Genomic DNA, 21,656 nt, shown 5'->3' with positions numbered 1-21,656 from the left:
ATTATCGGTTTTCCAATGAGAAGTGCCGCCCGGACGGCGGCACGACAGTCATTCGGGGAATCTTTTCCCACAAGCTCTGAGAAGTCATCATGGCCGACGAAATCGATCTCCACGAACCCGGGCCGCGTCCTGCTATTGGGCCCACGTTGATGGAGCATGTAGTGCTCATGAGGGCGGCCGCGGCCGGCTCCCTCGAGGTTCGGGGTCCAGGTTGTCCGATTCGCTACGGTCGTTGGTGACTCGGCTCGGCGTAACTCGTAGTTCTTGGCGCCACATTCTCATTGTCAGGAAAGTCAGGACACAGATTTCAGAGACTAGTTACGCTCGACAAACCGCGGGACAGCAATGGGGCTCTGTCGGATATTCTTCACTGAGAATTTTTGCTCATCGCTGTCGTGAGTCAACCGCAGGCTAGTACTCAACGAAAGGCCGAGCATCAAGAACCATGCGGACCCGAGACCAGGCCATGAATGCAGAGCAAGGTAAAACCCGGAAGCCGTGATGAGGACTGCGGACTGCCCCAACGGTGTTCTGAGTCTCTGACTCTTTAGCAGGACAAAGATGAGACCACCAAGCCCAATGAGACCCAACCATCCAAAGTCGAACATTACCAAGGCGAATTCGGAATCGACGGTTTTGGCGATGTCCAAGCTGCCGAAGTTACTCGCCACGATATACTGCCCCTCGGGCAAGCCAGATAGTCCCCAGCCAAGGGGTTGATCAGTGAGGGACCTTGCAGCGAAAGTATAAAGAGACGATCGATACTCGGCGCTGGCCTCGACTGCGGACGTGCTCGAAAGACTCTCCGAACCAGTTCCGGCCATAAGCCAAACGAGACCGCTCACGGCAACGAGTGCGACAATCGAACGCAGCGCCTTTGTGCCCAAACGCCCTAGAGCGCGAACCCTCAACGCTGCAGAAAGGACAAACCATACAACGACTAGGGCCAAGGCGCCTCGACTGTTTGTGGAATAGATTCCTCCTAGAAGAATACAGTAGGAAAGAGTTCGCAAAATATGGCGCCCGATTGCCGCTTGCACCAGCGGGATGGCTGCGACTAAGAGGACAGACAGAACGAGCGGATGTTCAGCAGCAACTATGCTGCGAATAGTGTCATCACGCATTAAGCGGTCGATATCCACGAATGTGTCAGCAATAAAAAACGTGCCTCGAATGCGTTCGGCTATGGCCAGGATTCCGAATAGCAAGCTAAAGTAGACGTAGGTTTTCGCGGCCAACATTCCCCGATTGGAAGCTGACAGAAGTATACCGGCAACAAGCATTGAAGGATAAAGTACGGCATAGCGGAATAGTCGATCAAGGTCCGTAGCTTCAACGAAAAACTGAATTATAACAAACGCGAGACTGCATGTGAATAGGGTGAAAAGGCAGGACCAGATCGTCTTTTGAGTTAGGCTTCCACGGTCCCCGACCATTACGGTCACTACGATCAGGAATGCGCAGAATGCAAGCACGAATCTTATCGGGACGACTGTCTGAGCGAAACCAGATGCGAAGATCAACACGCAAGTGGCAATGAGGCATGATTTGAGAAATCCATCGTTTCTCCAAACTAGAATAACCCAGACGGGAAGAAGCGCAACGATAATATACAGTCCTGAGTCACCCATTGCCGCGCCTGGATATCTGGGACGACGCCAAATTAGAGTCCATCTCCCCGTGCCATGGTGTAACTGGAATTTTTCTCTGAGGTTGCTGAACTAGTGATCCATAGGAGTGCATCATTAGTTGCTCAGTTCGGTGTCTGAAGTCTGACCTGTACTTGTAGGTCGCGACGGTATAAGCCGAGGCAAATCAACTAAGAGAGCCTTCGCAGACCTCACAGCGTCTCTACTTTCTCTAGCCTTATTCTGCGCCGACGCCATGGGCATGGCTGTCATTACTAATTGACGAATGAATATTTCTAGTGAAACTATTAGCCGCGAAAACGCATTCATGTATCTTAATGCGAGCAAAGTTCGGTTGCGGATGGCCAGTGCCCGGCTTGGACCGTTGGCAGTTTGTTCGACGGTGGCCGACAGGTCAACTAGAACCGGTATGCCAAGGTCGCGTGCGCGCAGGCCCAGCGCCACATCTTCCATATACATGAAGAATTCCTCCGGTACACCCTGAATCCGGCGAAACGTCTTTATATCTATGACGAAAGCTGCGCCATCAACCCAAGCCACTTTGTGGATACCAAGCAAGGACGGTTTGGTATTGTGCTTGGGGTAGTAGAAGGGCGGATTGAGATTTCCTCCGTTGGACCAAACTCGGAAGTCGCCCGTGCCAGACTTAGTCACGAGTCGTGGTCCTACGATATGGCCATCCGGATAGTCTCCAGCCGTCGCGAGGAGTCTGTCGATGGCTCCGGGCCTGAAGAGCGTCTCATGAGTACAGACAAGTATCTCCGTCACAAGAGGAAGCGTGGAGGATACGATCTCGACTCCTCTATTTACGCCACCCGCATATCCCCTATTGCCACCATCCGCGATAACGGTTGCGATGTCGTGTATGGGCTCCTCGCTCAGGGATGACGAATTATCCACAACAATTATGTGCGCTCGGTCGAACACTTGGCTTAAATTGTCAAGTGTCTTGTGGAGGGTATCCGGGCTGTCGTAGTGCACGACAATCGCTGCGACGGAAATTTTGGCGAGGTGCACGATGGTTCTCATTCGATAGTTGTCAGTCGATGGGCACGTTTGGGCGATAGTCCTACTCCACCCATTTGGCGGCAGATGCAACCCGCTCGGATTCTATGATGCTGATTTGGGCTTGGCGACCGGACTAGCTGCGACTGATTCTCTCGGACGGGTATCGACCTGGCACCCTGGAGGTGACGCCGGGATCGGGGTTCTGTGGTCCGTGGTCCGTAGGGCGTGAGCGGGTGTCTGGCTTGACCTGCTGAGGGGATCTACCCCAACCGCCCGCGACATGCGGCTTCTGAGGGTGCGGTTCGTCGTTGGAGTAATAACTATAGGCGTATGCGTCGGGCCCTTTGGCCGGTAGCAAATTAAGGACAACGCCGAGCAGGTTCGTGCCGACCATGTGGAGGGCTCTGAGTGACTTATCTAGGTCCTGCTGTTTTATTTTCCCCACACCAACGACCAAGACCACGCCTCCGACGTGTTGCGATAGTACCGCTGCATCCGTCACCGGTAGAAGCGGCGGAGCATCGATTACGACAGTATCGAAGGCCGTCTCGAGCCCTTGGATTAGGTGTTCCATTGCCTGTGATCCGAGAAGTTCGCTCGGATTTGGCGGGATCTGCCCGGATGCCAGGACGAATAGATTGCCGTCTCCCCACGGCTGCAGCAAGTCATTGACATCAGCGTCGCCGACCAATGCAGTGGTTAGGCCTGCGCCGCGGTCGAGACCGAGGTATTCGTTGACCATTGGTCGTCGGAGATCTGCATCGACCAGGCAGACGACCTGACCCGCCTCAGCTAAAGCAATCGCTAAGTTGATTGCCGTCGTGCTCTTTCCCTCGCCAGGCAAGGAGGACGTGACCAGAACCGATTTTGCATTACCCGAAACATTGGCGAACTGGAGGTTCGTACGGAGTTGGCGGAAGGATTCCGCTCTCGGGCTTTGTGCTGCCGTCTGAGTCAATAGGGGCTTCCTAGACGCGTCCTGGTCGAAGGAAATGCCGCCCAGGAGTGGCGCGTCCGTCGCTCCGCGGAGGTCGGCTTCACCCCGAATACGGTAGTCAAGGGTTGTACGCAAAACTGACATTGCCACGCCGGCGGCGAGTCCTCCGATGAGGCCAAAAAGCAGATACATTCGCGTGATCGGTGCGGAGGGCAGAAGAGGTGCCTTAGCCGGCGTAATAATGGAGAGGCTGACTGGTGAGGATCCACCTGTCCGTGGTTTCTCTAGGGTGTCAATGGCAGCCACGAGGCTCGAAGCGACGGCTTGGGCTATGGCAGCGGCCTGAACGGCAGAGTGATCCGTAACCGAAATGTTGATAAGTACTGTATTGACGTCCGTACTGGCTTGAACTTTGGCCGACAGCTCCTCTGACGTGAAGGGCAGGCCAAGAGAGTCGATCGCGGGCTGCAGAACCACAGGCGTGTTGACTGTCTTTACGTAGGACTGAACGCGAGCCTGGCTAAAGGTGTTTCCCTGTTGCAACTCCTGAACGGAGCCGGAGTTCTGGATTGCAACGAAAAGTTGCGTACCGGAGGTGTATGTGGGCTTTGTCAACATGGAGGCCAAACTGCCGACGAGGAGTCCAACCATTGTCGCGGCCACGATCAAAATCCAGTTACGGCGTAGGATGCGCAAGTAATCGCGTAGGTCCAAACCCGGGTCCCCCTGTGTCGATTTCTTGGTGCAGCCTATGGCACGCCACAAGAACGGCAATATTTTTACGGTCGGGGTTCATTGTACCTGTGCGCCGTTTCCGATACTTAACGTGTACCTAGCCGCCGTGTGGGGATACTAAGGGCGAGGGTTAAACCCCCCCCTACCGAGTATCGACATCCTCAAAGACAAGAAATGTTTGGGTGTCCAGCACCCCGGGCATGGACTGCAGCTGGTCAAAAATCACCCGGCGAAGATCAACATTGTCCACGGCGCGCACTAGCAGGATCACATCGAAGTCCCCACCCACCAGGGCAATGTGGTGCACCTCTGGGATGGCGCGCAGAAGCTCCCGCAATTCGCGCCAAGAATGTTGCCGGACTTTGAGGGTCACGTAGGCCGACGATTTAAGGCCGGCCTTGATCGGATCCACCAGTGCCGTGAACTTCGTAAGCACGCCTTCGCCGGTCAGCCGAGATATCCGCGTGTAGGCGTGGGCCCGCGAGATGTGGACGTTCTCCGCGACCTGCGTGACGGACATCCGGCCGTCCCGGGTCAGTTCCGCAATGATGTTCCGGTCCACATCATCCAGCGGCACCGCCGCTTGGTCCGTCTTGTCCTCTGCCATTCGTCCACGACCCCCACCCGTAATCCGGCTCACACTTACGATTTGTCTTCCAGAATAGGCCAATCTTCTGAACTTCTCCACGATTTTTAGCGGAGCTGGATACGAAACATCGTCCCGCGCCATACTTGGAATGAATAGTGGCTACAGAAGGACGGACCAATGACGATCTCCGCAGACCACACTGCGCAGCACCCGGCGCCCGAGGATCAGACACCCGGCGCTTCCGCGCCCGGCAATGCGCCGGAAGACGCCGCCGGTGAGGCGGTCCGCAAATTCGGCATCACGGTCGAGGACTACATGCTGCCGGCACGGCACCAGATCCAGATGGTGGGCCCGGACGGCACCCTGACCCCGCACACCGAACAGGGCACCCAGCCCGGCCATGAATATGCCCTCCCTGGCGACGAAGAGCTGCTGGCCGCCTACGAGCAGCTGGTCGTCGGGCGCCGAGTCAATGACCAGAATTCCGCCCTGGTCCGGCAGGGCCGCATGGCCGTCTACCCGTCGAGCCACGGCCAGGAGGCCTGCCAGGTCGCCGCCGCCCTCTGCCTGTCCGACGGTGACTGGATGTTCCCCACTTACCGTGACTCCGTGGCCGTGATGGCCCGCGGCGTAGACCCGGTGCAGACCATGACCCTCTTCCGCGGAGACTGGCACGGCGGCTACGACCCCTCCAAGCACAAGGTCGGCATCCAGTGCACCCCGCTGACTACCCAGCTGCTGCACGGCGTCGGTGTGGCCCACGCCGCCAAGCTGCGCGGCGAGGACACCGTGGTCCTGGCCATGTGCGGCGACGGCGCCACCAGTGAGGGCGACTTTCACGAGGCGCTGAACTTCGCCGCGGTGTTCCACCTGCCGGTCGTGTTCTTCGTCCAGAACAACCAGTACGCCATCTCCGTGCCCCTGGCGCACCAGTCCGTCGCGCCGTCGCTTGCCCACAAGGCCGTGGGCTACGGCATGGCCGGTGAACGCGTGGACGGCAACGACATCGTGGCCCTCCTCGCCGTGCTGGGCCGCGCCGTCCGGCTCGCCCGGGAAGGCTCCGGCCCGCTGCTGGTGGAGGCCCACACCTACCGCATGCAGGCCCACACCAACGCCGACGACGCCACCCGGTACCGTCAGGACAGCGAAGTCTCCGAATGGGTGGCCAAGGACCCGCTGAGCCGGATGAAGACCTATCTGACGGACCGCGGACTGCTCGACGATAACCGCGCCGCTGGGATCGCCGAGAAGGCCGAAGCCGTCGCCACCCAGCTCCGCGAGGGCCTGAGCGAGGAAGTCCCGGTGGAACCCCAGGACCTGTTCAACTACGTCTTCTCCACCCCCACACCCCAGCTGAAGGAACAGTCCGCCATGCTCGCCGACGAACTCGCCCGCGACGCCGCCTCGAAGACAGAGGCCGCGAAATGAGCCCCACCATAACCACCTCCTCCGAGGCGAACGGCAACGTCAGCGCCGCCACCGCGCGCGCCGCCGCCACCGCTGCTGCGACGGCCGAGCAGACCGGCCCTCAGACCATCACCCTCGCCAAGGCCCTGAACACCGCCATGGCCGACGCCATGCACGCGGACCCCTCGGTTCTGGTCTTCGGCGAGGACGTCGGCATGCTCGGTGGCGTTTTCCGGATCACCGACGGGCTGACCAAGACCTTCGGGAAGGACCGCTGCTTCGACACGCCGCTCGCCGAGTCCGGCATCGTTGGTATGGCCGTCGGCATGGCGATGAACGGCATGCGCCCGGTCATCGAGATGCAGTTCGACGCGTTCGCCTACCCGGCCTTCGAGCAGATCGTCAGCCACGTCGCCAAGATGCACAACCGCACCAAGGGCACCGTGAAACTGCCCATGGTCATCCGCGTGCCCTACGCCGGCGGGATCGGGGGAGTGGAGCACCACTGCGACTCCTCCGAGGCCTACTACGCCCACACCGCCGGGCTGAAGGTCTTCACCCCGGCCACCGTCGCCGACGGCTACCGGATGCTCCGCGAGGCCATCGACTCCGACGACCCCGTGATGTTCATGGAGCCGAAGAAGCTGTACTGGTCCAAGGACCAGGTGGACCTGGACGCCCTGCGGGCCGAGCACGCCGAGAATACCCAACGGGGTACCTCCTCCGAGGGCCGCGCCGCCGTCGCTCGCCCCGGCACCGACGCGACGCTGATCGCCTACGGCCCGTCCGTCCCGACGGCGCTGGCCGCCGCCGCTGCGGCCGCCGAGGAGGGACGCTCCCTCGAAGTGATCGACGTCCGCTCGATCGTGCCGTTCGACGACGAGACGGTCTGCGCCTCCGTGCGAAAGACCGGCCGGGCCGTGGTCATCGCCGAGGCCCACGGTTTCGCCTCCGTGTCCTCCGAGATCGTGGCCCGGGTCCAGGAACGCTGTTTCCACCACCTGGCTGCGCCGATCCTCCGCGTTACCGGCTTCGACGTCCCGTACCCGGCGCCGAAGCTCGAGCACTACTACCTGCCCGGCGTGGACCGCATCCTCGACGCCGTTGACGACCTCCAGTGGGAAGACTGACCATGAGCGAACCGAAAGTATTCCTCCTCCCCGACCTCGGCGAGGGCCTCACCGAAGCCGAACTCGTGAACTGGCTCGTGGCCGTGGGCGACGAGATCCACGTCGACCAGCCCATCGCCGAGGTCGAGACGGCCAAGTCCATGGTCGAAGTGCCCTCCCCGTACGCCGGCACCGTGGCGGTGCTTCACGGCGAGCCCGGCCAGACCCTCGACGTCGGCAAGCCGCTGATCTCCGTGACGCCCGTCGGCGCGGCGGCTGCGCCCGCCGCTGCCCCCGTGGCTGCGGCTGCCGAAACTGCTGACATTGCGGCCGAGGTCTACCGCGAGGAAGAAAAGGCTGGATCGGGAAACGTCCTGATCGGGTACGGCACTCCCGGCGGGCACGGGGTCGCCCGCAGGACCCGGCCCCGCAAGGCACCGGCCGGGGCTGCAGTCGCCGGGCCGGTGGCCCCGGTATCTTCGGCCGAGAAGGCTGCGGATGACCTGCTGCTGATGCGGCCCCGGGTGCCCGGGAAGCTGGGGGCTGTTATTTCCCCGCTCGTCCGGCGGATGGCTCGTGACCATGGAGTTGATTTGGGGGAACTCCAGGGATCCGGGGCCAGCGGGCTCATCATGCGCCGCGATGTCGAAGCGGTCATTAAGCCCGCTGGGGTTGAGCGTCCGACGGTTCAGCCCGTACAGCCCACGTCGGTTTCTCCAGTGGCTACCGCTGGCGACACTGATGCCCGCACCGGATTGGGCATCACCGGGCGGACCGCCGTCCGCGGCGTCCGGAAGGCCGTCGCGGCGAACATGAGCCGCAGCCGTTCCGAGATCCCGGAAGCCACCGTGTGGGTCGACGTGGACGCCACCGCCCTCGTGGAGATGCGAGCCGCGATGAAGCAGGCCGACCCACAACACACCCCGGGCCTGCTGGCGTTCATCGCGCGCTTCGTCACCGCCGGGCTCAAGAAGTTCCCGGAACTGAACACCCGGATCGTCACCACCGAGGACACCACCGGGGGCGCCTCCCAGGAGATTGTGGCCTTCGATGGGATCAACCTCGGCTTCGCGGCCCAGACCGATCGCGGCCTGATGGTCCCGTCGGTGCGCAACGCAGACAAACTCAGTGCCCGCGAACTGGACGCCGAAATCAGGCGGCTCACCGCCGTCGTGCGGGACGGCAAAGCGACTCCGGCGGAACTGGGCGGCGGGACTTTCACGTTGAACAACTACGGCGTCTTCGGAGTGGACGGCTCCGCCGCGATCATCAACCACCCCGAGGTCGGAATCCTCGGCGTCGGACGCATCATCGACAAGCCCTGGGTGGTCAACGGCGCACTCGCCGTCCGCAAGGTCACGGAGCTGACCCTCACGTTCGACCATCGCGTCTGCGACGGCGGAACCGCTGGCGGCTTCCTCCGCTACGTGGCCGACGCGATCGAGAATCCAGGGTCGGTGCTGGCGGATATGTGAGGCGCAGGAAGTCGGCCTCATGTAGCCTGATGATGGCTGACGCGGAGTCGTCCTTGCTAGGCAGTCCACGATGGCTCGTACGTCATTTGAATACGAATGTCGATGGGGGTTGGCGGAAGTCGCGTTCACTAGAAGTGTCACGGCCGCGTCGGGGCACTTAGCCGGTCACTGGCTGAGGGGCGTTCCGGAACGCGTGCCCCCGCCAACGCCGCCTCTTTCGCCGAATGAGTCGCACGACTATCCAAATTGACTGGACATCGAGCAGGGATTCCTTTATGGAGCCTACTTCGCTATAGGCTTGCACAATATTTTGGTGATCTTACTGGGGGACTCTCGTTGACAAGTACATCGCTGCGCCAGCCTGCGCGGAATCGATTGGGATTCGCCTTCTTCAGCCGTCAGAACGGGAAGATGGGAAGTCCCAGCAAGCTTCGTCCAGACATTCAAGGCCTACGGGCATTTGCCGTCGTCGCCGTCGTGCTGGACCACCTTTTGGGGTGGCCTAACGGAGGCTTCGTCGGCGTCGACGTATTCTTCGTTCTGTCGGGTTTTCTCATAACAGGGCTCCTTCTTCGTGAGCATGAGCGTACGGGCACAATCTCGTTCCAGAGCTTTTACAAGCGACGCGTGAAAAGGATTCTCCCCGCATCCATACTGGTTCTCGTAGTGAGCTCGGTCGCAGCTTATCTTGTGTTCAATTTCGCGCGATTCACAACCACGTTGTGGGACGCTGTCTGGTCCGCTCTGTTTGCAAGCAACTGGCGTTTCGCTATTGCGGGCACTGACTACTTCCAGGCAGATGGCCCGGTTTCCCCTCTTCAGCATTATTGGTCCCTCGCGGTCGAGGAGCAGTTTTACTTCGTGTGGCCGCTGGTGATGTTGGTGGCGATCGGGATCGCTAGGAAGTTGCCGGGTCGGAAGGGGTCGCCAAGAGCGGCCGCCGGGTCGGCGATCGTGGCCGTTTCTGTTCTTTCGTTTGCGTGGGCAGTTTGGGAAACACAGAACAGCAACGGCGTCGCATATTTCTCAAATACGTCGCGCGCCTGGGAACTCGGGATGGGGGCGATGCTCGCAGTTTTCGCCCCAGCCTTCTCCAGGATACCTGCGATGCTGAGGCCTGTAATGGCTTGGGCTGGTCTGGCAGGCATGTTAATCGCAGTGTTCGTCACGACGGCGGGACCATTGTTTCCGGCCCCGGGAGCACTTCTCCCCGTGGTGGCGACATGCTTCGTGGTGGCTTCCGGCACAGGGGCTGCAGAGCATAAGTTCCTGGCTCCCCTTACGAATAGCGTGGCTCAATACATCGGGAACATTTCGTTTTCCCTCTACTTATGGCACTTCCCAGTTATCATCATCGGATCGCAGATGGTTGACCAATCGGACCTGCTTGGGCAGCTGATTCTAGCCGCAGTATTCGTAGCATTGGCGGTCTACTCCTATCACTTGGTGGAGGACCCTATCCGGAAGTCGTCCTGGCTAAACGGCAAAGCACGCAGGCGAGGGCGAGAGGTCCACTTTTCATCCGGTTACAAGCTGACAGCTTTGAGTGCGCTTGTGCTTCTGACTGCCGCTGTCGTTACACCCGTCCTGGTCCCGAAAGCCCCGGTGCCCACAACGGCCGGTGTCCAGCTTCCCGTCCAACCGGCCAAAGAGGTGGGTCCAAAGTTCGCCCCTACATTAGCGGCGTTGCAATCCAAGCTGGCGGCAGCACTCCGCTCTGACGCCTGGCCCGAGCTGTCCCCGTCTATCGATTCAGTTATCGCAGGGGGCCAGGTGCCGGTTGATGTCATGCCGTGTGGCATGGAAGCCAAGCTCGTCAAATCTGACACGTGCACATGGGGTGACCCCGAGGCAACGAAAACAGCTGTCATTCTCGGCGACTCCATTTCATTGACGTACGTCAAAACGTTGCGTGAGGCCGTCGGAGATGAGGGCGGATGGCGCGTCAAAAGTTATGGCACATTCGCCTGCGCCTTCGCCGACGAGCGCTCCCTTGGAATTGATACATCTGATGCATGTGAGGCTCGGAACGCCGATGCCGTGAAGGACATCAGTGAACTGCATCCTGACGTCGTCTTTGTGGCGCATCACTATCTGGAGCGGAAGCCAGAAGGATCGGCCACAGCGATCACGGGGGAGCAGTGGCAGAGCGCGCTGAAGTCGAAGATCGATGAGATTTTGCCCTCGACAGGCAAAGTGGTCTTTCTTTCCCCGCCGCCGGCGGACAAGGACATCAAGTCATGTTTTACGCGAACGTCGACTCCTCTAGACTGCATGTCGCGAAAGCCTGAGCGCTGGTACCTTATAAACAAAAGTGAACAGGCCTTGGCCAAAACGATCGGCGCCGTTCACGTGGACACATCGAATTGGTTCTGCGTCGATGATATGTGCCCCAGTTTTGCTGGGAATGTCCCCGTCAAGATGGACTGGGCTCATATGTCTCCTGCGTACCAAGCCGAACTCGGCGAAGTAGCAAAGGAGCAATTGAACCTCGCGGGCATTTTCCAGATCGCATGAGAATAAGTTGACTTCAGTCACGCCGATGGACGGCGCGATAGGTGAGCTCCGCAGATGCTCGGAGGGACATCTCACGCTGCGCGCCACAACCGCCACCAAGATTGGTCTCAGATCAGGGCCTTGACTGGAGTTTTGGGCCGCCCCGCTCCCATAGAATTTACGGGACTGGTGGACAAAATTTGGGGATGAGAATGGCAATTACTAGGGGCGGCACCGCGGCGCGACGCCGGCACCCGCAAACATTGGGTGGAATCTTTGACCGAAAGAGAAATGCTCTCAACGCGCTGCGCCTGATGCTGGCGGTTGGAGTCATCGTGTGGCATTCGTTCCCCCTCACGGGTCGGAGCGTGGAGTGGCAGCCCCTCCGCCAACTATTGGGACACGTTTGGGTTGACGGTTTTTTCGCCGTTTCGGGGTACCTGATCGTCGGCAGTTGGCTAAATAACCCAGATGCACGCAGGTTCCTGGCCGCTCGCGCCCTTCGAATCTTGCCGGGGTTCTATGTGTGCCTCGCTGTTACGGCGCTGATCATTGCGCCCCTTGGAGTCCTACTCTCAGGCTCGGGCGCCCCGGCGTACTCATCGGAATCGCTGTTGTACGTCCTGAAGAATTCCCTTCTGTGGATTTTTCAGTATGACATCGCGGGGACGACCGCGGAGGCGCCCTTTCCCAACGCCCTCAACGGCTCGCTTTGGACCTTGGCATGGGAATTCCTGTGTTACTTAGGAGTCTTGGCGCTAGGAACTACGGGCCTGCTGAGGTACCGGGCCACTTTACCGTTGGGCTTCGCTGCATCGTGGATTCTGCTCTTAGTCACTTCTCTTGGTGTGGTTGACAACGGCTACGTCGGGTATGCGGCCAGGTTTGGGGTTGCCTTCTGCTCAGGCGCATTGCTTTATGCATTGCGGGAAGGGCTGCCCTTGTCTGGGGCAAGGGTAGGCATAGCCGCGCTCATAGTGGTTGCGAGCACTGCGTTGCCGGAATATTCGCTAATTGCGGCACCCTTCCTGGCCTACGTACTTGTTGGCACGGGTGCCCTCATCAAGGACAAACGCTTCGTTCTTCGTAACGACTTTTCATACGGCATGTATGTGTATGCGTTCCCAATTCAGCAGCTCATGGCTCTGGCTGGACTGGCATTCCTACCCGTTCCACTCTTTGCAGCGGTGGCGGCCGCCCTAACTATGCCATTCGCCGCCCTAAGCTGGTTTGTAGTTGAACGGCCAGCTATGCGCTTCAAGCCACAAGGGCGGAGCCCTGCACCGGTTCCAACGTCGGGCGAACGAGCCCGACGTCCGTATGTTCCGGCGCAGGAATAGACGCCAAGGCTTGGTGTCTTAGTTGCTTGCGCAGTTCCGGTCCAATGGAGCCCTAGAACCTGGGCTTGGATGATCCAAGTGGGCTGGCGAAGCTGCGGGCTGAAGTGTTGCTGTCCGATATGGACTTAATGCCCTTGGAGGTGCCAGTGAGGACGAGATAGCGCAGCGGAATGCGGAGCTATCGGCCCGTATCGAAGAGATGTACGGGGCGTCGGAGGACGCTTGGAAGAACAGGCGCTGAACGGGCACTGCCCGGCCCGACACTTACCCCATGTGGATTTTCGATAGGCTCAAGGTCGGCAAGTACGTGAAGGCCAGTGCGTCAGGTTATGACGTCTTTCTGGTTGCCGGCCAATCGAACGCGCAGGGCGCCGGCATGGGTGCGGGGGGAATCCCCTAATCGTCGGGTTCACCAGTTTGCGGGTTGCGGGCCCAGCTCATGCCGCATCGTTTCCGCCTCCGATCCACTGCTGCACCAGCAGAGGGCGTCCGGGGTTGGTTTCGGGTTGACGTTCTCGAAGCTGTACGTCGAAGCAACAGGCAGACCCGTGCTTCTCGTGCCGGTGGCCCGTGGTTCGTCGGGGTTCCATCCAGATGACGGTTTCACTTGGGACCGCTACGATGCCAGCGGTGCGTTCAACCTTTACTGCTTCGCCATAGAGCAACTCGCCGCCGCCCTGGCGATGCACCCGGACAACAGACTGATGGGTGTCCTCTGGCACCAGGGCGAGAACGATGCTAGGCACGAGCCCGAAAATTACGCCGGGAAACTCGACGCCCTCATTGGCGGGCTGCGGGAGCGGTTCGGTGTCGTTCCGTTCATCCTGGGGCAAATGAGCCCTGACCGGATGACAGAAGCGGCCGAAGATGTCCCCGGTTACAGGATCATTGATGCCGCCCACCGTGACACGCCGAGCCGGCTGCCGGCCGTGTCGTTCGTGGAAGCCCCAGTGGGAATGTATAACTCTGAAACTGAGAAAATCCACTTCAATGCAGCGGGTCAGCGCGAGCTTGGTCGGCGGTATTTCGCAGAGCATTGCCGGCTAGTCGATATTGAACGGCCTTGAGGCGCGACGCCTTGGCATTGGCGGCTGCTGTTCGAGACACTTAGGACGATGTGCTCGTGGAACGTCAGATTGAGGCGAGCACCGCGCTGGAAGTAATGAGCTCCCGCATGGTGCTCGCTTCCAGCCCTCAGCCAGCCCAGGTGGGTACAATCGATGGCAGAACACCGCACCAGCGACGCCGGAAAAAGCCGGAATACGGAGATTCTCAATGTCACGATGGCTCGAGGTAGGACAAGACAACTACGTCCTGACCACCCAAGGTTCCCTGCTCAACACCGGCCTGGTTGTAGGCTCCGAACGCGCCCTAGTGATCGACACCGGCGGCGGTCCCAGGCAGGGGCGGCAGATCCTCAATGCCGTGCGGGAAAAGACCCCGTTGCCGCTCGTCGTCGTCAACACGCACGCCCACTGCGACCACTTCTTCGGCAACGCGGTGTTCGCCGACGCCGGCGTTACCGAGTTCTGGGCGCACGAGAACTGCGCGGCCGAGATCGACGAGAACGGCGACACTCAGCGCCGCCTCATCGGGGCCGATGAGCCGGAAATGGCCGAAGGCGAGGGTGACCACGTGGAAATTGTGGTCCCCAACGCCATCGTGAAGGACCAGCCCGTGCTGGTGGATCTCGGTGGCCAGAGCGTCACACTCTTTTACCTCGGCCGCGGGCACACCGACGGCGACCTCCTGGTCGGGACGGCCACCACGCTGTTCGCCGGCGACCTGGTGGAGCAAGGCTCCCACCCGTCCTTTGAGGATTCCTACCCCGAAGAATGGGCAGACGTCCTCCGGCACGTGTCGGCCCTCCGCCACCGGTACGAATTCCTGATCCCCGGACACGGTGAGCCCTGCAGCGACCAGTTCGTCAAGACCATGGCCAACACCATGACCACGGCAGTGCGGCAGGCCACCCAGGCGACCAGGGAGACCCCTGACGACGCCACTAAGGCCATCCCGATCCTGCCTTATGGGCCGGAACAGTCCCGCTGGTTCATTAAGCGCCTGCAGGACGCCCGCGCACACAACTGAGCCGCGGAGAGCTACCGGCGCGCCGCGTGGACAACGCCGGTAGCCCGTGAGTAACCTCGTGGGGGACCCGCAACCTAGGGTCCAATCCCGCTAGCGCTCAGCTCGCCCGGGGGATGGGGATCCCAAGGCGCGCGTCAACGATGACGCTGCTCTCAGGAGGTCTCACCTGTGACACTGCCCGGCTATGTCTTCGCCCTGTGCATTCTGCTGGGAAGCCTTGTGCTTATCGCCACCGTTCCCTACGCGGTCCTTTGCTTGAAACGCAGGCGGCAAGCGTCCGCTCTTCAACGACAGGTTCCCTAGCCTTGCCGTACATCGATATCAACCCCCACCGCAAGCGGCCGAAATGGTGGGCTTACGTGGGCCTGACCATCCTCGCCGTAGTTACTGTCGCCGTCGTGGTTCTGGCGCTGACACCCCGCTGACCGAAGCCCGCTGCGGCAGGGCCTGGCGAGGTCCGAGTGGTGGGGTTGAAAAATGCAGGCAACAACTACGCGTGTGAGATGGCTTCCTGATTAGTAGTCTCGGGACCATCGCGTACCTACCCGGGCTCAGCCGGATCAGGAGTCCTGCCACCGCGTCCCCGCAGAGTGTGCAGCCGCCTTGAGGTCTTGAAAGGACCAAAATTAGGCCCCTGGTGAACCGCCTATTCATAGGTCGGGCTGATGCAGATGGCTCCCAAGCACGAGCTTCAGAGGAACAACCGGTTCCCACGAACGATCCCTGCGCTGCTGATTGCCGTGGCGGTCATCCTGTCTGCCTGGGCCTTGGCTACCGTCCTGGCGCTTCAGCCGCCTTTCCGTGCAACGGCACCCGTGGCCGGCGAGAGCCTTACGGAAGCCGCGGTGTCGCCCGCGGAGGTGGCAGCGATTCCGGCCACTGATCCGCCGGACCCGGCTGCGCCGTCAGCCACCGCCCTGCCCGTTCCTGCGAATATCCCGGGCCCGGCCGCTGAAGATCCACCCCCTGCTGCGCTCGAGGCGGCTCCTGCTCCGGTGCCCGCGCCTGAAGCGCCGGCCGCCGAGGCCGCGGTGGCTGAGCCTCCACCGGAGAAGCCGGTCGGCGGCGTCCCCGACAGCAACCTGTACGTGGTGGTTGCTGGGGACACCGTCGGCGCCATCGCAACTCGCTTCGGCCTGAATGTCTACGACGTGCTGGCAGCCAACGGGCTGGGCGTGTACAGCACGATCTTGCCCGGCCAGACCCTGAAGCTCTCAGGTCCCCCGGTTGCGGCTGCACCGGTGGCTCCCGCTCCGCCGGCGAAGGCTTTCCCGGCGAGGCCTGCTCCGGCGGCACAGGCTGCGCGCACGATTTTCGTGGCGGGCTCGGGCGGTCAGGCCATGGTGGACAGGTGCATCGGCCCCATCCACTTCACGCCAACGGATGCCTACTCGCTGTTCATCACCGAACACGACTTTTGCGGAGGATGGGCGCGGTTCTCGGGGATCGGCATCGGCGAAACCGTGATCCTCTCCGGCTACGGCACCTACAAGGCAACGGCCCGCGGACAGGTCTTCCAGGGCGGGAGTACGAATGACGTCCGTGCCGTGTTCGGCGGCTTCCCCCGGGCTGTCCTGCAGACCTGCATTCCGGGCACGAACAAGATGCTGCTGATCGCCTTGAACTAGGCGGACGCGCGGGCGTGGGTGCCCGCTGGTCCTCCTGCTCTAGCGTCTGCATCTAGAATTGCTGTTGGACCAATTCAAACGAGCACCACAGCGGTCTGCGCTGTGAGTCCCAGGGGGGACAACAATGCCCGAACCGGTGGCCAACAACACAGCCAAGGACGACGAAGACGTAGAGCAACCGGAACTCCGTCGCCGGCGCGCCCGCCGCCGCGGCGACGAGTCCGACGCCTGGACAGGAACCATGCCAATCATCACGCCCAATGAAGTCGCCAGCGAACCTGCGCGGACGGTCCGCAGCACCTCCTGGGCAGAAGCCGCAGCTGCGGCGGATGCCCCGCAGGCCCCGACGCGTGCCCCTGCTGATACCCGTCCTCCCATTGACTCAATCCCTGCGGCTCCCGGTCCTGTGCGCGCGGACCTGCCCGTCGCCCCCGGGACATCGCCCTCCGTCCCGCCGATGCCGGTCCGATCCAGCCGGGCTGGCAGCCGCGCAGCAGCCCTCGCCGCCCCCGCTCCGGATTTCATCAGCTCGCCCGGGCTCTTTGTCCGCGAGCAGAAGCCCCGCCCCGTTGGCGGTTTCCGCGGCGCCCTCTATAAGGTGACCGGCGGCAGCCTGAACCTTGGCCCGAGCGCCCGCCAGCGCGAGGAGGACGACCTCGCCCGGCGCATCTCCCGCCAGCTCCAGGGCAGCTACAACACCGCCGTCCTGAGCCTCAAAGGCGGCATCGGCAAGACCTCCACGACTGTCGGCGTCGGGCTGACCCTGGCCGAGTTCCGCGGCGACCCGCCGTGTGCGATCGACGCGAACCCCGATTCCGGTGACCTGGTGGAGCGCGCCCTCGGCGAGGGCATCTACCAGCAGCAGAGCCCGCGCACCATCACGGACCTGCTCCAGAACATCGAGTCCATCGATTCGCTCACCGCTCTGGCCAGGTACATGCACCACGCCGGCCGGCTGCACCTGATTGCCGGTGAACAGGATCCCGAGGTGTCGGACTCGCTGACGGCCGAGGAATACTTGCGGATCCGCAAGCTCATCTCCGGCTACTACTCGGTGGCCCTCACCGACTGCGGCACCGGCGTCACGCACAACGCCATGAGCGGCATCCTGCAGTCCGCGGACAACCTCATCATCGCCGCGGGCTACGCCGTCAGCGGCGCCAAGCGCGCCCGCAGCACTCTGCAGTGGCTGGCCGGCCACGGCTACGAGGAACTGGCGCGCAACGCCATCGTGGTCATCACCGACAAGGACGAGGTCTCCTCCCGGGTCGACAAGGACGCGATCGAGGACCACCTCTCCGGCATCTGCCGCCAATTGATCGCCGTGCCGCACGACCGCGGCGTAGCCGACGGCGATCTGGTCACCCTGGACGTGCTCCGGCCTGAAACCCGGCGTGCCTACCGGGAGATTGCGGCAGCCATCGTGGACGGATACGTGTAGCCGGAAGACGACTACCCTCGGCGTGATTCCCTGATCTTCTGGGCTGCTGCTGGAAGGCCAGCGAGTCCGCGGCCCCAGCGCGAAACGTGGGTCCGGATTATCCCGGTCACGGTCTCGTCAAGGTAAAGGTTGTCGTGCCGTAAGCTCTGCCGCGAGGGGAATATCGCGCGCGCGAGCACCCGCGGTTTGGCTCGCCAGGGACTTTCTATGAGCTCGACCAGGTACGCTGTCCCCGTGCCCTGTACGGAAGTCCGGTGGCGCCACTCCTCGCTGACACTTCCCTGCGGGACCGCCAGTTCTTCTATGCCCAGTTCGTCCAGCAGCGGTTTCAGCGCCGCCGTCGCCTGCAACTCGACGCTGAGATCGACGATGTCCTGATAAATGGTGGCATCCACCCGCTGGAGCAGCTCCGAATACTCGCGTTGATGGCGGGGCTCCTCCATGGCCCGGAGGCTATGCAGCGCCTGGAAGATTAGGGCTGCGGGGACGGAAGGGACGGGCACGCTCCGAGTCGCCATGACCAGGTAATGCCTGTCGCGCCAAAGCGTGTCGAATGCCTTTTCTGCTACCGCCTCCATCCCGGGAAACCTGTCATGCACGTCGATATCGCAGTTCCACTGCGGGTGATACAGCGTCCGGGAGTGCAAGTACTCGCGGACGACTGACACGCCGGACGGCCTTTCGAGCCAGCCTCTGGAGTCAAGGAGCTCAACCATCCTCGCCAGGTGTTCCGGACGGACCAGAACATCTACGTCCGCAGAGATGTGATTTTGTCGCAGCCCCATCATGGTGGCCCCGGGACCTTTGATGAACAACACTGGGATACCGGCCGATGCTGCCACGTAATCCACGAGGGCCGTGGCCAAGAGGACGGCTTCATCCTGGTGCAGAGGCTCTGCCGTGCCCATCAGCCGGCAGCCACGTCGCTGGGGGACTGAGTGATCATTCCGCCGCGGTTCAATTCGTGGATCAAGGCCATCACATCCCAGTGGATGGCGGATGCATCGGCACCATATTCGCGGGAAAGCTCCTCAACTAGCTCTGCCTCGGTCCGGGTTCCGTCAAGCGCGTTCCAGACGGACGCGGCCGTTCCCACCAGGATGACGGGCACGTCCTGCTCCAAGTGCAGCACCGCGACGCGGGCGCCGTCGGGACTCTGGACACAGGCGACGTCGGCACTGACCCGCCACACCCGTTCCGTCATGAGACCTCCACCGACACTAGGGAGCCCTAGCGCATCACGCGGGGCCTTCGCAAGGCTTATGCTACCGCGCGGCAGGCAAGTTGTTTCGCGCCGGGGACCGACTTAGATTTAGGCATGACCAACAACGCTGGGGACGAAGCCGCCCTGCACCTGCAGGACCTCCTGATGGACACCGAGAACGTCGAGGACTTCCTCGGCCAGCTCGCGGAATTCTCGGCGGCCACGCTCAGTAACGCCGCCGGCGCCGAGATCGAATGCGGTGTGACGCTGCAGCGCCGGCGGAAGACCATGACCGTGGCGGGGAGCAGCCCGCGGGCCGTCGTCCTGGACCGCATCGAGCAAAGCCTGGGCGAGGGCCCGTGCATCGAGGCGCTGCGGACCAAATCGGTCGTGCTGCTGGCCGACGTCGACACCGATCCGCGCTGGCCGGTCTACCAGCAGAAGCTCGCCGACCAGGGCGTCCGCAGCACGCTGGGAGTGCCCCTGGAAATCGGCAAGGATGCGGCCGCGGCGCTGAACTTCTTCGGCTCGGCCACCGGGATCTTCACCGAGGACGTCATTGCCGAGGCCGCCGGTTTCGCCGACCTTGCCGGACGATCCCTCCGCCTGGCAGTCCGGATCGGGACCGCGCAGTCCCGGGCCGAGGACCTCCAGGCCGCCATGGAACACCGCACCTCGATCGATCTGGCCTGCGGCGTGGTGATGGCGCAGAACCGCTGCTCCCAAGAGGAAGCCATGGGCATCCTCACCAAGGTCTCCAGCAACCGTAACCAGAAGCTCCGCGACGTCGCCGCCGAGGTCCTCCGGAACCTCACCGGTGGGGATGTCCGCACGCACTTCGAGACCTGAGAGCACCGGCTGGTCCTCGAAGCGAAGCAGGTAGTCGGTGATGCGAACACAAGTACTCTCCACCCTGTTGCAGCTTGTTCCCGATCGCGCAGGCTTGGTCGGGTGGGTGAGATGCCCGCGCAGCCCCGGACGGCTGTGACGCTGAGTTGAGGAGAACAGATGAGTAGTAGCAACGACCTGTATTCGCGTAAGGAGCTGCGTTCCTCACAGCGACGGACTTTGCGGCTGGCGCAGCTTTCTGGGCTGGCTGTCCTAGCTGCCGTAACGCTCGCGGTTGTTTACCTCGCTCTAACCCGTCAGTTTTAGGTCCTACAGCTCGGGTCCTCCAGCTCCAGGGAGCCGGAGGACCCGAGTTTTTCGCTGACCACTGAGACGGTCCTCCGGAACTTCAACGGCGGGGAGGCCCGCGCACACTTTGAGACCGGCTTAGCGGCCAGATGGCCAGGCGCCCCGCCCGCCTTAGGATGAAGGGGATGACCACCACCCAGACCGCGCCCTTCAGCCTCCGCAGCATCGCCGTCCCCGCATTCGGCCCGGCGCTGCTGTTCAGCCTCGGCGAGGGCGCCATCCTGCCCGTGGTGGCCCTGTCCGCCCGCGGCCTCGGCGCCTCTGTGGCCGTCGCCGCGCTGGTGGTCACTCTGATCGGCCTCGGCTCCTGGTTCTTCAACCTGCCCGCCTCGCTCATCACGCTGAAGTTCGGCGAACGCTGGGCCATGGTCGGGGCCGCGGCGGCCAGCGCCGTCGCCCTGGCCGCTGCGGCCCTGGCGCCGCTGCTGCCCGGAGGGCTCTGGCTGCTCGCCGCCGCGATGCTCGTCGTCGGCATGGCCGCGAGCGTGTTCAGCCTGGCCCGGCAGAAGTACCTGACCGAGGCGGTGCCGGTGATCCTCCGGGCCCGGGCGCTGTCCACACTGGGCGGGGTCAACCGGATCGGCATCTTCATCGGCCCGTTCATCGGTGCCGCCGTGATGCAGTTCGCCGGCATCACCGGCGCCTACTGGGTGGGCGTCGTCGCCATGGCGGCGGCCGCGGCCCTGTCTGTGACCATCCCGGACCTCGTCGCCAAACCCGCACCGGGCGACGGCGTCCCGGTCCCGCAGGCGACGCTGCGCAGCGTCGCCGTCTCCCACGCCGGGGTGTTCCTGAGTGTGGGCGTGGGGGTGCTGCTGCTCAGTGCGCTGCGCGCGTCCCGACAGGTGGTGATCCCGCTCTGGGCCGAGCACCTCGGGATGGACGCCACGCAGGCCTCGCTGATCTACGGGCTCTCCGGCGCCATCGACATGCTGGTGTTCTACCCGGCCGGGAAGCTGATGGACCGCAAGGGCAGGCTGTGGGTGGCCATCCCCTCGACCCTGATCATGGGCACGGCCCTGCTGCTGATCCCGCTCAGCACCGGCTTCGTGGGGCTGCTGCTCGGGGCGCTGCTGATCGGCTTCGGCAACGGCATCAGCTCGGGCCTGAACATGACACTGGGCGCCGACTTCTCACCCGACAACGGCCGCGGCCAGTTCCTGGGCATCTGGCGGTTCATGGCCGACGCCGGGGCCACCGGCGGACCGGTGCTGCTCTCCGGCGTGACCGCCGTGGCCTCGCTGGGGGCCGGGGTGGCCGCCACCGGCGTGCTTGGCTTCGCGGCCGCCACGGTCTTCGCCATCACCATCCCTCGGCTGAAGCACCGGCGCAACTACTGAGGGGTCCCGG

18 protein-coding genes are annotated in these 21,656 nt (G+C 62.4%); 12 read left to right on the top strand and 6 right to left on the bottom strand.

Translation table 11 applies throughout. From position 1 onward, the window contains the following. Positions 1 to 314: 314 nt before the first annotated feature. The 4 genes from ACZYZ5_RS03455 to ACZYZ5_RS03440 all read right to left on the bottom strand — a co-directional run bounded on the left by ACZYZ5_RS03455 (position 315) and on the right by ACZYZ5_RS03440 (position 4,936). Positions 315 to 1,283 (bottom strand): O-antigen ligase family protein, encoded by a 969-nt coding sequence (locus tag ACZYZ5_RS03455; RefSeq protein ID WP_463899182.1) that lies wholly within the window; start codon positions 1,281 to 1,283, stop codon positions 315 to 317. A 462-nt stretch (positions 1,284 to 1,745) separates the two neighbouring features. Next, complete coding sequence (locus tag ACZYZ5_RS03450; RefSeq protein ID WP_463899181.1) at positions 1,746 to 2,678, bottom strand: glycosyltransferase family 2 protein; 933 nt, start codon at positions 2,676 to 2,678, stop codon at positions 1,746 to 1,748. Between the two features lie 112 nt (positions 2,679 to 2,790). Next, positions 2,791 to 4,257 carry a tyrosine-protein kinase domain-containing protein gene (locus ACZYZ5_RS03445; RefSeq protein ID WP_463899180.1) on the bottom strand — a complete coding sequence of 489 codons (1,467 nt, stop codon included), beginning with the start codon at positions 4,255 to 4,257 and terminating at the stop codon, positions 2,791 to 2,793. A gap of 214 nt (positions 4,258 to 4,471) precedes the next feature. Next, positions 4,472 to 4,936: an Lrp/AsnC family transcriptional regulator gene (locus tag ACZYZ5_RS03440; protein WP_463899179.1), complete on the bottom strand. Its 465-nt coding sequence runs from the start codon at positions 4,934 to 4,936 to the stop codon at positions 4,472 to 4,474. Positions 4,937 to 5,095: 159 nt separating this feature from the next. On the opposite strand from ACZYZ5_RS03440, the gene pdhA reads away from it, so the two are divergent. The 10 genes from pdhA (at position 5,096) to ACZYZ5_RS03390 (ending at position 17,905) form a co-directional block, all read left to right on the top strand. After that, positions 5,096 to 6,346: a pyruvate dehydrogenase (acetyl-transferring) E1 component subunit alpha gene (pdhA, locus tag ACZYZ5_RS03435; protein WP_463899178.1), complete on the top strand. Its 1,251-nt coding sequence runs from the start codon at positions 5,096 to 5,098 to the stop codon at positions 6,344 to 6,346. After that, complete coding sequence (locus tag ACZYZ5_RS03430; protein WP_463899176.1) at positions 6,343 to 7,455, top strand: alpha-ketoacid dehydrogenase subunit beta; 1,113 nt, start codon at positions 6,343 to 6,345, stop codon at positions 7,453 to 7,455. Before pdhA ends, ACZYZ5_RS03430 begins: the two co-directional genes overlap by 4 nt. Positions 7,456 to 7,457: 2 nt before the next feature. Continuing rightward, a complete protein-coding gene (locus ACZYZ5_RS03425) occupies positions 7,458 to 8,909 on the top strand; it encodes a dihydrolipoamide acetyltransferase family protein (protein WP_463899174.1) in 1,452 nt (483 codons plus the stop codon). Between the two features lie 411 nt (positions 8,910 to 9,320). Then, a complete protein-coding gene (locus tag ACZYZ5_RS03420) occupies positions 9,321 to 11,426 on the top strand; it encodes an acyltransferase family protein (protein WP_463899172.1) in 2,106 nt (701 codons plus the stop codon). A 185-nt stretch (positions 11,427 to 11,611) separates the two neighbouring features. Next, positions 11,612 to 12,745, top strand: coding sequence for an acyltransferase family protein (locus ACZYZ5_RS03415; RefSeq protein WP_463899170.1), 1,134 nt, complete (start codon positions 11,612 to 11,614; stop codon positions 12,743 to 12,745). A gap of 271 nt (positions 12,746 to 13,016) precedes the next feature. Then, positions 13,017 to 13,145 (top strand): hypothetical protein, encoded by a 129-nt coding sequence (locus tag ACZYZ5_RS03410; RefSeq protein WP_463899249.1) that lies wholly within the window; start codon positions 13,017 to 13,019, stop codon positions 13,143 to 13,145. Continuing rightward, positions 13,126 to 13,812 (top strand): sialate O-acetylesterase, encoded by a 687-nt coding sequence (locus ACZYZ5_RS03405; protein WP_463899241.1) that lies wholly within the window; start codon positions 13,126 to 13,128, stop codon positions 13,810 to 13,812. Before ACZYZ5_RS03410 ends, ACZYZ5_RS03405 begins: the two co-directional genes overlap by 20 nt. 208 nt (positions 13,813 to 14,020) lie before the next feature. Beyond that, complete coding sequence (locus tag ACZYZ5_RS03400) at positions 14,021 to 14,836, top strand: MBL fold metallo-hydrolase (RefSeq protein ID WP_463899168.1); 816 nt, start codon at positions 14,021 to 14,023, stop codon at positions 14,834 to 14,836. A gap of 665 nt (positions 14,837 to 15,501) precedes the next feature. Beyond that, entirely contained in the window at positions 15,502 to 16,464 is a 963-nt protein-coding gene (locus ACZYZ5_RS03395) for a LysM peptidoglycan-binding domain-containing protein (RefSeq protein ID WP_463899166.1), read from the top strand. A 241-nt stretch (positions 16,465 to 16,705) separates the two neighbouring features. After that, a complete protein-coding gene (locus tag ACZYZ5_RS03390; RefSeq protein ID WP_463899239.1) occupies positions 16,706 to 17,905 on the top strand; it encodes a MinD/ParA family ATP-binding protein in 1,200 nt (399 codons plus the stop codon). Between the two features lie 11 nt (positions 17,906 to 17,916). Here the strand turns inward: ACZYZ5_RS03390 and ACZYZ5_RS03385 are convergent, their stop codons facing one another. Together ACZYZ5_RS03385 and ACZYZ5_RS03380 are read right to left on the bottom strand one after the other, a co-directional pair. Further along, entirely contained in the window at positions 17,917 to 18,813 is an 897-nt protein-coding gene (locus ACZYZ5_RS03385) for a nucleotidyltransferase family protein (protein ID WP_463899164.1), read from the bottom strand. Then, positions 18,813 to 19,109 (bottom strand): PqqD family protein, encoded by a 297-nt coding sequence (locus tag ACZYZ5_RS03380; RefSeq protein WP_463899162.1) that lies wholly within the window; start codon positions 19,107 to 19,109, stop codon positions 18,813 to 18,815. The genes ACZYZ5_RS03385 and ACZYZ5_RS03380 overlap by 1 nt, the downstream gene beginning before the upstream one ends. A 114-nt stretch (positions 19,110 to 19,223) precedes the next feature. On the opposite strand from ACZYZ5_RS03380, the gene ACZYZ5_RS03375 reads away from it, so the two are divergent. After that, complete coding sequence (locus ACZYZ5_RS03375) at positions 19,224 to 19,958, top strand: GAF and ANTAR domain-containing protein (RefSeq protein WP_463899160.1); 735 nt, start codon at positions 19,224 to 19,226, stop codon at positions 19,956 to 19,958. 473 nt (positions 19,959 to 20,431) lie between these two features. Next, positions 20,432 to 21,646: an MFS transporter gene (locus tag ACZYZ5_RS03370; protein ID WP_463899159.1), complete on the top strand. Its 1,215-nt coding sequence runs from the start codon at positions 20,432 to 20,434 to the stop codon at positions 21,644 to 21,646. Positions 21,647 to 21,656 lie beyond the last annotated feature (10 nt).

This window comes from Pseudarthrobacter ribosi (assembly GCF_055412865.1).
The sequence above is the reverse complement of the archived record's forward strand: the minus strand, read 5'-3'. Positions and strand labels throughout refer to the sequence as shown.